General features: G+C 63.6%; 12 protein-coding genes. 11 read left to right on the forward strand and 1 reads right to left on the reverse strand.

Going from position 1 to position 13,574, the window contains the following annotated elements:
* The first annotated feature begins 156 nt into the window (after positions 1 to 156).
* From ACDA63_RS19485 to ACDA63_RS19505, 5 genes are read left to right on the forward strand one after another with little or no spacing between them, the layout of a single operon-like run.
* On the forward strand, positions 157 to 639 hold the full coding sequence (locus ACDA63_RS19485) for a YhcH/YjgK/YiaL family protein (RefSeq protein ID WP_373664966.1): 483 nt from the start codon (positions 157 to 159) through the stop codon (positions 637 to 639).
* A complete protein-coding gene (locus ACDA63_RS19490) occupies positions 636 to 1,649 on the forward strand; it encodes a Gfo/Idh/MocA family protein (RefSeq protein ID WP_373664967.1) in 1,014 nt (337 codons plus the stop codon). The genes ACDA63_RS19485 and ACDA63_RS19490 overlap by 4 nt, the downstream gene beginning before the upstream one ends.
* A 10-nt stretch (positions 1,650 to 1,659) precedes the next feature.
* Complete coding sequence (gene yiaK, locus ACDA63_RS19495; protein ID WP_373664968.1) at positions 1,660 to 2,667, forward strand: 3-dehydro-L-gulonate 2-dehydrogenase; 1,008 nt, start codon at positions 1,660 to 1,662, stop codon at positions 2,665 to 2,667.
* A gap of 50 nt (positions 2,668 to 2,717) precedes the next feature.
* A complete protein-coding gene (locus ACDA63_RS19500; RefSeq protein ID WP_373664969.1) occupies positions 2,718 to 3,746 on the forward strand; it encodes a zinc-binding dehydrogenase in 1,029 nt (342 codons plus the stop codon).
* 60 nt (positions 3,747 to 3,806) lie between these two features.
* Entirely contained in the window at positions 3,807 to 4,580 is a 774-nt protein-coding gene (locus tag ACDA63_RS19505; protein ID WP_373664970.1) for an SDR family NAD(P)-dependent oxidoreductase, read from the forward strand.
* Positions 4,581 to 4,892: 312 nt separating this feature from the next.
* Here the strand turns inward: ACDA63_RS19505 and ACDA63_RS19510 are convergent, their stop codons facing one another.
* Complete coding sequence (locus ACDA63_RS19510; protein WP_373664971.1) at positions 4,893 to 6,059, reverse strand: M20 aminoacylase family protein; 1,167 nt, start codon at positions 6,057 to 6,059, stop codon at positions 4,893 to 4,895.
* A 236-nt stretch (positions 6,060 to 6,295) separates the two neighbouring features.
* Here ACDA63_RS19510 and ACDA63_RS19515 point away from each other — a divergent pair, with 236 nt between their 5' ends.
* The 6 genes from ACDA63_RS19515 to ACDA63_RS19540 all read left to right on the forward strand — a co-directional run bounded on the left by ACDA63_RS19515 (position 6,296) and on the right by ACDA63_RS19540 (position 13,332).
* Positions 6,296 to 8,134, forward strand: coding sequence for an extracellular solute-binding protein (locus ACDA63_RS19515; protein ID WP_373664972.1), 1,839 nt, complete (start codon positions 6,296 to 6,298; stop codon positions 8,132 to 8,134).
* A 3-nt stretch (positions 8,135 to 8,137) separates the two neighbouring features.
* Positions 8,138 to 9,181, forward strand: coding sequence for a microcin C ABC transporter permease YejB (locus tag ACDA63_RS19520; protein WP_373664973.1), 1,044 nt, complete (start codon positions 8,138 to 8,140; stop codon positions 9,179 to 9,181).
* A 69-nt stretch (positions 9,182 to 9,250) separates the two neighbouring features.
* Positions 9,251 to 10,288, forward strand: coding sequence for an ABC transporter permease (locus ACDA63_RS19525; protein ID WP_373664977.1), 1,038 nt, complete (start codon positions 9,251 to 9,253; stop codon positions 10,286 to 10,288).
* Positions 10,285 to 11,874 (forward strand): ABC transporter ATP-binding protein, encoded by a 1,590-nt coding sequence (locus ACDA63_RS19530; RefSeq protein WP_373664974.1) that lies wholly within the window; start codon positions 10,285 to 10,287, stop codon positions 11,872 to 11,874. The genes ACDA63_RS19525 and ACDA63_RS19530 overlap by 4 nt, the downstream gene beginning before the upstream one ends.
* Before the next feature lie 145 nt (positions 11,875 to 12,019).
* Positions 12,020 to 12,646, forward strand: a complete 627-nt coding sequence (locus tag ACDA63_RS19535) for a 2-dehydro-3-deoxy-6-phosphogalactonate aldolase (protein ID WP_373664975.1) — start codon at positions 12,020 to 12,022, stop codon at positions 12,644 to 12,646.
* Positions 12,647 to 12,714: 68 nt separating this feature from the next.
* Positions 12,715 to 13,332, forward strand: coding sequence for an HAD family hydrolase (locus ACDA63_RS19540; RefSeq protein ID WP_373664976.1), 618 nt, complete (start codon positions 12,715 to 12,717; stop codon positions 13,330 to 13,332).
* Positions 13,333 to 13,574 lie beyond the last annotated feature (242 nt).

A 13,574-nucleotide genomic window follows, 5' to 3' on the forward strand; every position in this document is an offset into this window, starting at 1 on the left:
CCGACAGGAGGATGCGCCATGGAATTCACCACCGCGTATCGCATGAACACGCTGCCACAGTTGCAGCAGCAGGCAGCGGCTTGACCGATGCCTTTTTTTGACCAACCGTGGTCCGGCCACTATGCCACCCGGACTGCTTTCGAGGACAGGCACACCATGTATTTCGGTCATATCGACTCAGTCGCCGACGCCGACAAGGTCTACCCCGCCGCCATCGCTAAGGCGCTGCGCTACCTGGCCACGACCGATCTGGCAGCACTTGCCCCGGGCAAGTACTCGATCCAGGGCGATGACATCTACGTACAAGTCATCGACACACCAACGCGCGATCTGTCGGAAACGCGCCCCGAATTCCATCACGAGTACATCGACGTGCATTGCCTCGTCCATGGCAAGGAGCGCATCGGCTTCGCCACCGACACGCATGACCACAAGGTCGTCGAATCGCTGCCCGAGCGCGACCTCTATTTCTACGACAGTGCGGGCCCGCACGAGAATTTCCTGACCATGACGCCAGGCAGCTTCGCGGTGTTCTTCCCGTGGGACGTGCACCGCCCGGCAGTGGCCGACGGAGAGCCCATGGCGATCCGCAAGATTGTCATCAAAGTCGCCATGCGCGCGCTGGAGCAGCGGTCATGAAACCGGTCCGCTGGGGAATGATCGGCTGTGGCGCGGTCACCGAGGTCAAGAGCGGTCCCGCTCTCTACAAGGCCGACGGCTCCACGCTCGTTGCTGTGACGGCGGCCGATCTTGCGCAGGCGCATGACTGGGCGCGTCGTCACGGGGTTGCCACGGTGCACGACAAGGCCGCCGACCTGATCGCCGATCCCGAGGTGGACATCGTCTACATCGCCACACCGCCCGCCTCGCACATGCAGTACGCGCTCGACTGCGCGCAGGCTGGCAAGCCCGCATACATCGAGAAGCCAATGGCGCAGACGCATGCCGACTGCATGACCATCATCGACGCCTTCTCGCAGGCGCGTGTACCCGCCTTCGTCGCCTACTACCGGCGCGGCATGGAACGCTTCCAGGCCATCAAGCGCTTGCTCGACGAAGGTGCCATCGGCACGGTTCGCAGCGTATCGGTCACGCAACTCAAGCGGCCCGAGGCCGAGGACTTCCATCGCGATGCCCTGCCCTGGCGCCTGCGCCCGGAGATCGCCGGCGGCGGCAAGTTCCTCGACATGGGCATTCACACCATCGACTTCCTCGACTACGCGTGCGGCCCCATCGCCGAAGTCCACGGCATCGCCTCCAACCAGGCGGGGCTGTACGAGGTGGAAGACATCGTCACCGCCACGTGGCGCTTTGCCAACGGCGTGCACGGCACGGGCACGTGGTGCTACGCCTGCGCTGAAGAACGCGATGAAGTGAGCTTCATCGGCGAGCGCGGTCGCCTGTCATTCGCCTTCTTTGCACAGACGCCATTGCGCCTGGAAACCGAAACGGACGTGCGCGAAATCACCTACGCCGACCCGGCGCACGTGCAGCAGCCCTTCGTGCAGAGCATCGTCGATGAGTTGCTCGGTCGCGGCCGCTGCCCGGGCGATTTACACAGCGCGGCGCGAGCCAGCGCCATCACCGATGAAATCCTGCGGGCATATCGCCGCGAGCGGGGCTTCGACACTCAATACGGATGGAAATAAGGAGAACCACATGGCACTTCGCATCAGTTTCGACGACATGGTCGCCGAGTTCACCCGAGTCCTCATCAAGAAGGGGTTCGCGGCGGACGCCGCCGCCGAATCGGCACGCCTGTTCGCCGAGAACAGCGCCGACGGCATCTATTCGCACGGCGTGCTGCGCTTTCCGCGCGTGATCGAATACATCGACAAGGGCTACATCGACCCCAAGGCCAGCGCCGTCAAGGTCGACGGCTCGGGCGCATTCGAGCGCTGGGACGGCAAGCTCGGCATGGGTAACCTCAATGCCAGCCGCGCCATGGACCGCGCCATTGAACTGGCCCGCGAATATGGCATCGGCTGCGTGGCGATGCGCAATACCAACCACTGGATGCGTGGCGGCACCTTTGGCTGGCAGGCTGCCAATGCCGGTTGCGTCGGCATCTGCTGGACCAACACCCAGCCCAACATGCCGGCCTGGGGCGCACGCGACCGCCGCATCGGCAACAATCCGCTGATATTCGCCGTGCCGCGCAAGGAAGGCCCCCTGGTGGCGGACCTGGCGATGGCGCAGTTCTCGTACGGCAAGATGGAAGACTGCAAGCTCAAGGGGCAGATGCTGCCTGTGCCCGGTGGCTACGACACCCAGGGCAACATCAGTTGCGACCCGGCCGAAATCGAAAAGACCTGGCGCGTCCTGCCCATCGGCTACTGGAAGGGCTCAAGCCTGTCGATCCTGATGGACCTCATCGCCACCGTCCTGTCGGGCGGCAACTCGGTCTACCAGGTCGGCAAGCTGGGCTCGGACGAATACGCGCTCTCACAGGTGCTCATCGCCATCGATGCCGAAGGCATTGCCGGCAATGCGTTCATCTCGTCGGCCATTAATGAAGTCATCGGCGATATCAAAGCCTCCGAGAAAGTCACCGAGGGTAGCGAGATCTTCTATCCCGGCGAAATCGAAAAACGTACGCGCGAAGACAACCTCCGCAACGGCATCCCCGTCGACGAAGGTGTGTGGGCACGCATCCGCGCCATGTAAACAAGAGCCGGGGCGCGTCATCACACAGCGCCCCGGCGACAGGACCCACCATGACAGACACCGTCAATAGCATTTACCTCGAAGCACCCGGCAAGATCGCCATGGTGCGCACACCCATGCCGCAGAAGGCTGCCGATCAGGCGCTCATCCGCGTCGAATCGGTCGGCATCTGCGGCTCGGACATCGGCGCCTACCGTGGAGCGAATCCGCTCGTCACCTACCCGCGCATCATCGGCCACGAAGTCGTCGGCACGCTTATCGAAGGCGGCTCCGGGCTGCCCGCGGACATCAGCGTGGGCGACCGCGTGATCGTCGACCCCTACATCTACTGCGGGCACTGCTACCCGTGCAGCATCGGTCGCACCAACTGCTGTGAAAACCTCAAAGTCATCGGCGTGCATGTCGACGGTGGCATGCGCGAGCTCTTCGCCCACCCCGCCCACCTGCTGCACAAGGTGCCGACAGGACTCACCGCATCGCAGATTCCGCTGGCCGAGCCGCTGACCATCGCGCTACACGCGTTGCACCGTACGCAGACCAAGGCGGGCGAACATGTCGCCATCATTGGCGCTGGCGCAATCGGGCTGCTCGCCGCCCTGGCCGCGCTCACCTATGGCGCACACCCGATCCTCATCGACATCGTCGAGGCGCGATTGGCCTCGGCGCGGGCCAAGGGCGTGCAGCACACCATCGACGCTTCCAAGGAAGACGTACGGGCGCGTCTGCGCGAAATCACGAACGGGCGCATGGCCGAAGTCGTCATCGAGGCGTCGGGTTCCAACAAGGCCATCCGCGATTCGCTCGACTATGTATCGTTCGCCGGTCGCATCGCATTCACCGGTTGGCCCAAGCAAGAAACACCGCTGCCGACCAACCTCATCACGCTCAAGGAAATCGACATTCGCGGCTCGCGCACCAGCGCCGGAGAATTCCGCGAAGCGCTGCAATTGCTGTCGAGCGGCACCGTGGTGGCCGACGACGTGATCAGCAAGGTGATTGCCTTCGATGAGATTCCGCAGGCCGTGCGCGAACTGTCGGATTCGCCGGAGCGCCATCTCAAGATCAACGCGATACTCTAAGCCTCACACGCTCCCGCGAGCCGCCGCCACGCTCGCGGGCTTCATGAGGAGACACGCTCAATGAAATACAGTCTGGACAGCCTTTTCGGCGTAATGGGCCAGGTCATCGTCGTCACTGGCGCGAGCCGTGGCATTGGCCAGGAACTCGCCGTCGCGCTCGGCGAACTGGGCGCTCGCGTCGTCGCCACGGCAAGCTCGGCCGAATCGCTCGCCGAAACCCGCGCGGTCTTCGCAGAACGGGGGTTGGTCGGGCTTTTCGCGCCCGCAGACGTATCGCGTGAAGACGAAGTCATCGCCCTGGCCGAACGCGCCATCGAATCATTCGGCCGCATCGACGGGCTCGTCAACATGGCGGGCATCACCCATATCAGCAGCCTGTTCGACTTCGATCTCGATGACTTCCAGCGCGTGCTGGACGTGAACCTGATGGGAACGGTCATCTGCTGCAAGATCTTCGGCCAGCACATGGTCGCGCAGGGCGGCGGGCGCATCGTCAATATCTCGTCGGTACGGGGCTTGCAGGGCAAGGCCAACTATGGCGCCTATGCCGCGAGCAAAGGCGCGGTGAATACCTTCACAAAATCGCTGGCGGTGGAACTGGCCCCGCACAACGTCAACGTGAATGCCATCGCACCGATCTTCACGCTCACCGACATCAATCGCGCATCAATGGCCGATCCGAAGCATCGCGAATGGGTGCTGAGCCGCATCCCGAAAGGGCGTTTGTGCGAGAAGCATGAACTCGTCAGCCCGGCGGTCTTCCTGCTCTCACCTGGATCGCAATTCGTCACGGGTGAGATTCTCTATGTGGACGGAGGGTGGACGGCGGCTTGAAAACGCATGTTGGTGCGGTTTGAGCCTTTTCTTGCTTTGGCTTTGGCTCTGGCTTTGCAGGCTTGGTCTCGACTGCTGATGCTGGATGGCTGGGAGTTCGTCCCGGCGGACGAATGGCTGTGACGGGGCACGGGGAAGAACGGCCCCATCTTGCGTAAGATTTTCGCCCATCAATGGTCGCAATTACTGCTGATGCTGGGCCGCAGGGACGAACTCCCGGCCAACTCGCTCATGCAGTGGGGATGAACCAAGAACAGCGAAGAACAGCGCGCCAGAAAGGGCCCTATTGCAGGCGTCTCAGCGCCCCAACTTTCAAACCGCCAAGAACCTCTCCACCAATCTCACCCAATAACTGGCCCCCAATGGCAGGATGCCGTCATTGAAGTCATACCGCGCGTTGTGCAGGGTGCATCCCCCATCACCCGGCCCATTGCCGATCCACACATAGCAACCGGGACGCTTTTCGAGGAAGTAAGCGAAGTCTTCCGCGCCCATGCTTGGTCGATGGGCCCAGCTCACCTGGCTGGCGCCGACGAGCGACTCCGCCGCTTCGCGGCACACCGCAGCTTCGTCGGCGGTGTTGATGGTCGGTGGATAGCCGTCAAGGATGGTGACGTCGATGGTGACGCCGAACGATTGCGCAACGCCGTCTGCCACCTGCCGCAAGCGCTCGCGCGCGGCCATGCGCAGTTGCGGAGTCAGCGTGCGCAGAGTGCCGGAAAGATGGGCTTCGGTCGGAATGGCGTTATAGGCCTCGCCCGCGTGGAACTGGGTGATCGACACCACCATGGCTTCGAGCGGATCGACCGTGCGTGAGACGATGGACTGCGCCGCGACGACGAGTTGCGCGCCGGCCTGCACGGGGTCGACGCCCAGATGTGGCATGGCGGCGTGAGCGCCGCGCCCGCGGACGACGATATCGAAGCGGTCGGTCGCCGCCATCACCGCACCGGGCGTGACGCCGAAGCTCCCGGCCGGCATGCCGGGCCAGTTATGCATGCCAAAAATGGCGTCCACCGGGAATCGCTCGAAGAAGTCGTCTTCGATCATCGCCGGGGCGCCTCCCTCTCCCTCCTCGGCCGGCTGGAAGACAAACACGACGGTGCCGTCGAAATTGCGCGTGGCAGCCAGGTATTGGGCCGCACCCAACAACATGGTGGTGTGGCCATCGTGCCCGCAGGCGTGCATGCAGCCATCATGGCGCGAGCGATGGGCGAATTCGTTGATTTCGTGGATCGGCAGCGCATCCATGTCGGCACGCAGGCCGATGCAACGCCCCGGATTGCGTCCGCGCAGGACGCCAACGACGCCGGTTCGGCCGACGCCGCGATGTGTTTCGATGCCGCAGCGTTCCAGTTCATCGGCCACGAGCGCGGCCGTGCGATGTTCTTCAAATGCCAGTTCGGGATGGGCATGGATATCGCGCCGGATGGCCGTCAGGGCATCTGCGCGCGCGGCGATGTCCGCGATGATCGACATGGTGACCTCTCTCTGGTGTGGGTACGCGGCCCGCTCCGCTGGCCCGCCGGGCGCCGCGCCGCGCACTTGCATGGGGGTACATCTTAACCTCGGCTGCGCGATCCGGCACCGAGGGATGCCTCAATCGCGAGCATAAGGCGTGTTGATTACGGTCCGGCAAGCGCCACGCGATTGCGCTTGGCTGTCACGCGTGCAAAACACTCCCGCGCGGCGGGGACTTTTGGCAGAATCCGCCAATGCCTGCCAGACAGACTCTCGAAGTGCTGCCCCGGTTCCTTCGTGCCTTGGCCCTTGCCGCGGGTGTGGCATCGAGCATCCCGGCACTGGCCGCGCACGCCTATTCGCAGTTCGGCGATATCAAGTACCCCCCCGGATTCGACCATTTCGAATGGGCCAATCCGAAGGCGCCCAAGGGCGGCGCCATCTCGCTGGTCGCGCCCACGCGCATCACCAACTACGACAAGTACAACCCTTTCACGCTCAAGGGCACCGCGCCGCCCGGCATCGGCGCTCTGTTCGATTCGCTGCTGGTCGGCACCATGGACGAACCGACCACCGCATACGGTTTGCTGGCCGAAGACGTCGAAGTGCCGGCGGACCACACGTCGGTCACATTCCGGCTCAACCCCAAAGCGCGCTTTTCCGATGGCAAGCCGGTGCTGGCGGCCGACGTGAAGCACACCTTCGACACGCTGATAAGCGACAAGGCGGCTCCGCAGTTCCGCATGATGCTGGCCGACGTGAAGCAGGCCGTGGTGCTGAATGAACGCACAATCCGCTTTGACTTCGCGCGATCGAGCGCTGAACTGCCGTTGATCATTGGCAGCCTGTCGATCTTTTCGCGCGATTGGGGGGCGGGCAAGGATTTCGACAAAGTGGTGATGGACAAGCCTATCGCCAGCGGTCCGTACAAGATCGGTCGCGAAGACTTCGGCCGCGAGATCACCTACCAGCGGCGCGACGACTATTGGGCACGCGACCTCAACGTGCAGCGCGGCCTGAACAATTTCGACCGCATCACCTACAAGATCTACAAAGACAACGTCGCACAGACCGAAGCCTTCAAGGCGGGCGAGTTCGACTACATCCAGGTGTTCATCGCACGCGAATGGGCGCGCACCTATATCGGCGGCAAGTTCGATACGGGCGAACTGATCCGGCGCGAACTGCCCAATGGCAATGCCGGAGACTTCCAGGGTTTTCTCATCAACACGCGGCGCCCGCAACTGGCCGACCCGCGTGTGCGGGAGGCGCTCGTCCTCGCCATGGATTTCGAATGGATGAACCGTCAGTTGTTCTACGGCGCATACACACGCGTACGCGGTTTTTTTTCGAACAGTGACTTCGAAGCCAAGGGCATGCCCGGGCCGGACGAGTTGGCCGTGCTCGAACCGCTGCGCAAGCAACTCAAACCCGAAGTCTTTACAAAGCCGGTGCCCCTACCGCCAAACACAGACCCGCCCAACAGCCTGCGCGGCAATCTCCGGTTGGCCAAGCAGTTGCTGGCGGATGCAGGCTGGACATATCGTGACGGTGCGCTGCGCAACGCCAAGGGCCAGGCTTTTACGCTGGAGTTTCTCGATTCCGAAGGCGGCATGAGCCGCGTGGTCACCCCCTACGCGCAAGCATTGACCAAACTGGGCATCCAGACGTCCTACCGCATGGCCGACTTCGCACTGCTGCAGAAACGGCTGGACGTATTCGATTTTGACCTGACGAGCATCCGCACCGTAGGCTCCGAGGCACCCGGCAGCGAATTGATCGATCGTTATTCATCGCAAGCGGCCAAGACGGAAGGCTCCGGCAATCTTGCCGGCGTATCCGACCCGGCGGTGGATGCCCTGCTCCGCGAAGCCGTGGCCGTCAAGACGCGACCCGCGCTGGTTGCCCACTTGCGTGCGCTGGATCGCGTGCTGCGCTGGGGCCATTACTTCGTGCCGCACTGGTACCAGAGTTCATTCCGCATCGCCTATCGCGCCGGCAAGTTCGGTCAGCCCGCCGTCATGCCAAGGTATTTCCAGCCCGAGAATTGGGTTGTTTCCACATGGTGGGCGCTGTCCGCCGGGGAGAAATGATCGATGTGGGCCTACATTCTCAAACGCCTGCTGTTGATGATCCCTACGCTGTTCGGCGTGATCCTCATCACCTTTACGGTGATCCAGTTCGTGCCGGGCGGGCCGGTCGAACAGATGGTGTACCAACTGCGCGGCCGCAGCGGCGGGGGTGAAGCCGCAGCGGTGGGCGGAGCCGGCTATCGCGGTCGCCAGGGCGTGGATGCAGCCCGCATCGAAGAAATCAAAAAGCTCTACGGGTTCGACAAACCCGCGCACGAGCGCTTCGTTGAGATGCTCGGCCGTTTCGCTCGCTTCGACCTGGGCACCAGCTTCTATCACAACAAGGATGTGTGGCAGCTCATCCGCGAGAAACTCCCGGTATCGATCAGCCTCGGGCTGTGGACCTTCTTCCTCGTCTATCTCGTGTCGGTGCCCTTGGGCATCTACAAGGCAGTGCGAGCGGGATCGCGCTTCGACACGGCAAGCACCATTGTGGTGCTTCTCGGCTATGCAATCCCCAGTTTTGTGCTTGGCGTGGTGCTGCTGGTGCTGTTCGGCGGCGGCAGCTTCGTGCAGTGGTTTCCGCTTCGCGGACTGGTGTCGTCAGATTGGGCGGATCTTTCGCTGTGGCACAAGATCACCGACTATCTCTGGCACATCACGCTGCCCGTCACCGCAATGGTCCTGGGCGGCTTCGCTATGATCACCATCCTCACCAAGAATTCGGTGCTGGAGGAAATCCGCAAGCAATACGTGCTTACCGCTCGCGCCAAGGGCCTGGATGAAGGCACCATCATGTGGCGACACGTGTTCCGCAACGCGATGATCCCCATCATGACCGGATTCCCGGCTGCCTTCATTGGCGCCTTTTTCACGGGCTCGCTGCTCATCGAAACCCTTTTCTCGCTCGACGGGCTCGGCCTGCTCTCGTATGAGTCCGTCATCCGCCGCGATTACCCGGTCGTATTGGGCAGCCTGTTCCTGTTCACGCTGATCGGCCTGATCACCACTCTGCTGCGCGACCTGTCATACCTGTGGGTCGATCCGCGAGTGAAATTCGATCGTTAGAACCTTGAAGACAATGAAACGTCATAGCCATCCCTCATGACGACCGTTCCGACCGCCATCGTCCGCAAGATCGGCCAGAGCCCCGGGCGCCGGGCGTGGCTGCGTTTCCGCAGCAACCGGCTCGGTTACTGGAGTCTCATCATTTTCACTGTGCTGTTCGTGCTGAGCCTGCTGGCTGAAGTGCTCTCGAACGAAAAGCCACTGCTCGCGCGTTACGAGGGGCGTTGGTACTTCCCTATCGTCCAGACGCTGCCTGAAACGACCTTCGGCGGTGATTTCCCCACGCCGACTGATTACCTCGACCCGTTCATCCGCGCACAACTAGCCAAGGGCGACAACTTCGCGCTCTATCCGCCCAACCCGTACAGCTACAACACCATCAATTACTTCACCCGCAGCCCCAACCCCGCGCCACCCAGTTCGCAGAACTGGCTCGGCACGGACGATCGCGGGCGCGACGTCCTGGCACGGCTGCTGTATGGCTTTCGCCTGTCGGTGCTGTTCGCCATCGTGGTCACGCTGGTCACGACCGGTTTCGGCATCCTGTACGGCTCCATCCAGGGCTATTTCGCCGGCTGGACCGACATCGGCATGGAGCGCTTTTCGGAGGTATGGGGCTCGATGCCCACGCTGTACATGCTGATCATCCTGTCGGCGCTGTTCTCCCCGCAGCTATGGCTGCTGATCCTACTGCTGTCGATCTTCGGCTGGCTGGGCACTGCCGCCTACGTGCGCGCAGAATTCCTCAAGAACCGGGGACTGGACTACGTTCGCGCCGCCCGCGCGCTAGGCCAGAGCCACTGGACGATCATCCGGCGCCACGTACTGCCCAACAGCCTCACCCCCGTCATCACGCTGCTACCCTTCGACATGGTGGCGGCCATCGGCGCGCTGACCAGTCTCGACTTCCTTGGACTGGGAGTGCCACCGGACACACCGAGCCTCGGCGAACTGCTCAGCCAGGGCAAGAACAACCTCGACGCGTGGTGGATTTCGCTCTCCACCTTCATGGTGCTGGTGGTGACGCTCCTGCTGCTGGTGCTGATCGGAGACGCCCTGCGCGACGCGCTCGACCCGCGCAAGGCCTTGTCGGAGGTGGAGTCATGAGCCTCCTCGAAGTCCGCGACCTGTCGGTCAGCTTCGGCCCGCGCGAAGTCGTCAGCCGCGTTTCGTTCTCGCTCGACGCGGGGGAAAAGCTCGCACTCGTCGGCGAATCGGGCTCGGGCAAGACGGTCAGCGCGTTCTCACTGATCCGCCTGATCGAATCGGCCCGCGTGTCAGGCTCGGTGCGCTTTGACGACAAGGACGTGCTGACCCTGCCCCCAGCCCAGTTGCGCAGCCTGCGGGGCAGCGACATCGCCGTGGTGTTCCAGGAACCGATGACTGCCCTGAACCCGGTGCTGACCGTCGGCGCGCAGATCGCTGAAGCACTGCAACTGCATGAAGGCCTTTCGGCCGGGGCCGCCCAGGCAAAGGCGATCGAAGCGCTCTCGCGCGTCGGCCTGCCCGAGCCAGGGCGCCGTGCCGCGAGCTATCCACATCAGTTGTCCGGCGGACAGCGCCAGCGCGCCATGATCGCCATGGCCCTGGCCTGCGGTCCCAAATTGCTGATCGCCGACGAACCGACCACCGCGCTGGATGTGACCACGCGCTACCAGATCCTCGACCTGCTCGAAGACCTGCGCCGCACCACCGGCATGGCGATCCTGCTGATCACGCACGACCTCAACCTCGTGCGGCGCTTTGCTGACCGCGTCGCCGTAATGGAGCGCGGACAGCTCGTCGAGCAAGGCGCGACGACGACCATTCTCGACGCGCCCCAGCACCCTTACACGCGCAAGCTGGTCAACAGCCGCCCGGAGCGCGCCGTTGATCGGCCCGGCGAAGGCACGGTGGTGGATGCCCGCTCGGTCAGCGTCACCTATCCGACCCGTCTGCCCGGCATCCGTGGCTGGTTCGTCAAGGGCCGGTTCACGGCAGTCCGCGATGTGAGCTTCCGGCTGGCTCCGGGTGAGACGCTCGGCGTGATCGGTGAGTCGGGCTCCGGTAAGACCACGCTGGCCATGGCCATGCTCGACCTGGTGCGCGCCGAGGGTGACATCCGTATCGACGGCCGTGCCTGGAAAGGCCTGTCGCGCCCCGACGTGCGCGCGCTGCGCCGGCGCGTGCAAGTGGTGTTCCAGGACCCGCTCTCTTCGCTCTCGCCGCGCATGACGGTCGAAGACATCGTGGGCGAGGGCCTGCGCGTTCACGAACCGTCGCTCGACCGCGAGGCACGCCGCCAACGCATCATCCAGGCACTCGCCGACGTAGGGCTGTCCGAGAACGGCCAGATCGAACCACTGCTCGAACGCTATCCGCATGAGTTTTCCGGCGGCCAGCGCCAGCGCATTGCCATCGCCCGCGCACTGGTCATCCGCCCGGAAGTCGTCGTACTGGACGAACCCACCAGCGCGCTGGACGTGACCATCCAGAAACAAGTGCTGCGGCTGCTCGCCGAACTGCAGCGCAAATACCGGCTGGCCTATCTGCTCGTCACGCATGACATCGACGTCGTGCGCGCCATGGCGCACCGGGTGATCGTGATGAAGGACAGTGCCGTGGTCGAGGCGGGCGATGTCGACAGCATCGTCAGTCAGCCGCAATCGCCCTATACGCGCGCGTTGATCGAAGCCGGCGCGGGTCTCGCCTAAGCCGGAGCGCGCCCGGCACGAATGAAATCAATACAGGGCCAGCTCTTTCTTGCCATGCGCGACCAAGGGCGTATCCTCGCGCGTGGCGCCGCGGCCGGCCATGACAACCACCGCCAGTCATCAGGCGCCGCCTGAGAGGACAAGCATGAGTCAATATCTAGCGCTTCCCGAGCTTCCCCTGATCGCCATCCTGCGCGGCCTGCCGCCCGCCGACGCAGCCGCCACCGGCGCCCTGCTCTACGACATCGGCTACCGCGTGATCGAAGTACCGCTCAACCGGCCCGGCGCCGCGGAAAGCCTGGCGATCCTGAAAAAAACCCTGCCTGCCGACGTCCTGCTCGGCGCCGGCACGGTGCTCGCACCGGAACAAGTCGCACAGGCAGCCGAACTCGGCTGCCAACTGATCGTCTCGCCGGACTGCAACCCTGAAGTCATTCGCGCCACCGTGGCGGCCGGTCTGTGGTCGCTGCCGGGCATCTCGTCGCCCACCGAAGCCTTCGTGGCGCTGCGCGCCGGCGCCCACGGGCTCAAGGCCTTCCCGGCCGAAGCCATCCTGCCACCCGTGATCCACGCATGGCGCAGCGTGCTGCCGATGGAGGTCCCGTTGATCCCGGTCGGTGGCATCACGCGGCTCGGCATGGCCGACCATGTGCACGCGGGTGCCAGCGGCTTTGGCATCGACAGCACCCTGTATTCGCCCGACCGCAGCGTCGATGAACTGACCAAGCGCGCCCGCGCCTTTGTCGACGCGTGGCGGCAGATCGAACACTGATCCGCCGTTCTTCCGGGGCAACACACCGCGCTGCCCCAACGCCTCACAACAACACGACACGCCCCCAAATGACCGCCAACGCCATCGATACCGTCGTCTTCGATCTCGGTAACGTGATGATCCCGTGGGACCCTCGCGTGCTCTACCGCAAGCTGCTGCAGGACGAAGCAGCCGTCGACGCCTTCCTGCGCGACATCTGCCCGCCGGCCTGGAACGCCCACCAGGACCGCGGCCGCCCCATCGCACAGGGCGTCGCCGAACACGTGGCCCAGCACCCGGAGCACGAAGCGCTCATCCGCGCGTACTACGACCGCTGGAACGAGACGATCGGCGAAGCCATCGAGGGTTCCGTGGCGCTGATGCGGGAGCTCAAGGCAAAGGGGCTCCATGTTTTCGCGCTGACCAACTGGTCGGGAGAGACCTTCCCTCGCGCTCGCGTGCGGTTTCCGTTCCTCGCCGAGTTCGAGGGCATCGTCGTCTCGGGCGACGAGATGATGATCAAGCCGGAGCCCGAGATCTATCAGGTGCTGTTCGAGCGCTACGGCATCGAACCGACGCGGGCAGTATTCATCGATGACAGCATCGCCAATGTGGAAGCGGCGCGGGCGCAGGGGATGAAGGGGATTCATTTCCGCAATCCGGAGGCTTTGCGGGTTGAATTGCGGGAGCTTGGTTTGCCGGTTTGATGGCGGTTTCGCTTGGCGTGGGCGTTGAAACGCCCTTTCTTGCCTGTAGCTTTGGCTCTTCGGGCTTGGTCTTGACTGCTAATTTCCACGCCGGAAGTTTCCCCAAACGGGACTTACGCTCCGGCGTGGCGGCTTCCCTGAAAAGCCCTTTCTTGCTGGGGCTTCGGCCCATCGAGTGTGGTCTCGATTGCCCACGCCCGACGGCCGGGAGTTCGTCCCGGCGGCCGAGTCACTTTCTTGTT

It is taken from the genome of Uliginosibacterium sp. sgz301328 (genome assembly GCF_041807905.1).
In the GTDB taxonomy this organism is placed as follows: domain Bacteria; phylum Pseudomonadota; class Gammaproteobacteria; order Burkholderiales; family Rhodocyclaceae; genus JBGVSA01.

Coding starts and splice junctions, on each gene's coding strand:
- ACDA63_RS19500 (WP_373664969.1), top strand. CDS start 2,718: ATGACAGACACCGTCAATAGCATTTACCTCGAAGCACCCGGCAAGATC.
- ACDA63_RS19485 (WP_373664966.1), top strand. CDS start 157: ATGTATTTCGGTCATATCGACTCAGTCGCCGACGCCGACAAGGTCTAC.
- ACDA63_RS19515 (WP_373664972.1), top strand. CDS start 6,296: ATGCCTGCCAGACAGACTCTCGAAGTGCTGCCCCGGTTCCTTCGTGCC.
- ACDA63_RS19530 (WP_373664974.1), top strand. CDS start 10,285: ATGAGCCTCCTCGAAGTCCGCGACCTGTCGGTCAGCTTCGGCCCGCGC.
- ACDA63_RS19535 (WP_373664975.1), top strand. CDS start 12,020: ATGAGTCAATATCTAGCGCTTCCCGAGCTTCCCCTGATCGCCATCCTG.
- ACDA63_RS19510 (WP_373664971.1), bottom strand. CDS start 6,059: ATGTCGATCATCGCGGACATCGCCGCGCGCGCAGATGCCCTGACGGCC.
- ACDA63_RS19520 (WP_373664973.1), top strand. CDS start 8,138: ATGTGGGCCTACATTCTCAAACGCCTGCTGTTGATGATCCCTACGCTG.
- ACDA63_RS19540 (WP_373664976.1), top strand. CDS start 12,715: ATGACCGCCAACGCCATCGATACCGTCGTCTTCGATCTCGGTAACGTG.
- yiaK (WP_373664968.1), top strand. CDS start 1,660: ATGGCACTTCGCATCAGTTTCGACGACATGGTCGCCGAGTTCACCCGA.
- ACDA63_RS19505 (WP_373664970.1), top strand. CDS start 3,807: ATGAAATACAGTCTGGACAGCCTTTTCGGCGTAATGGGCCAGGTCATC.
- ACDA63_RS19490 (WP_373664967.1), top strand. CDS start 636: ATGAAACCGGTCCGCTGGGGAATGATCGGCTGTGGCGCGGTCACCGAG.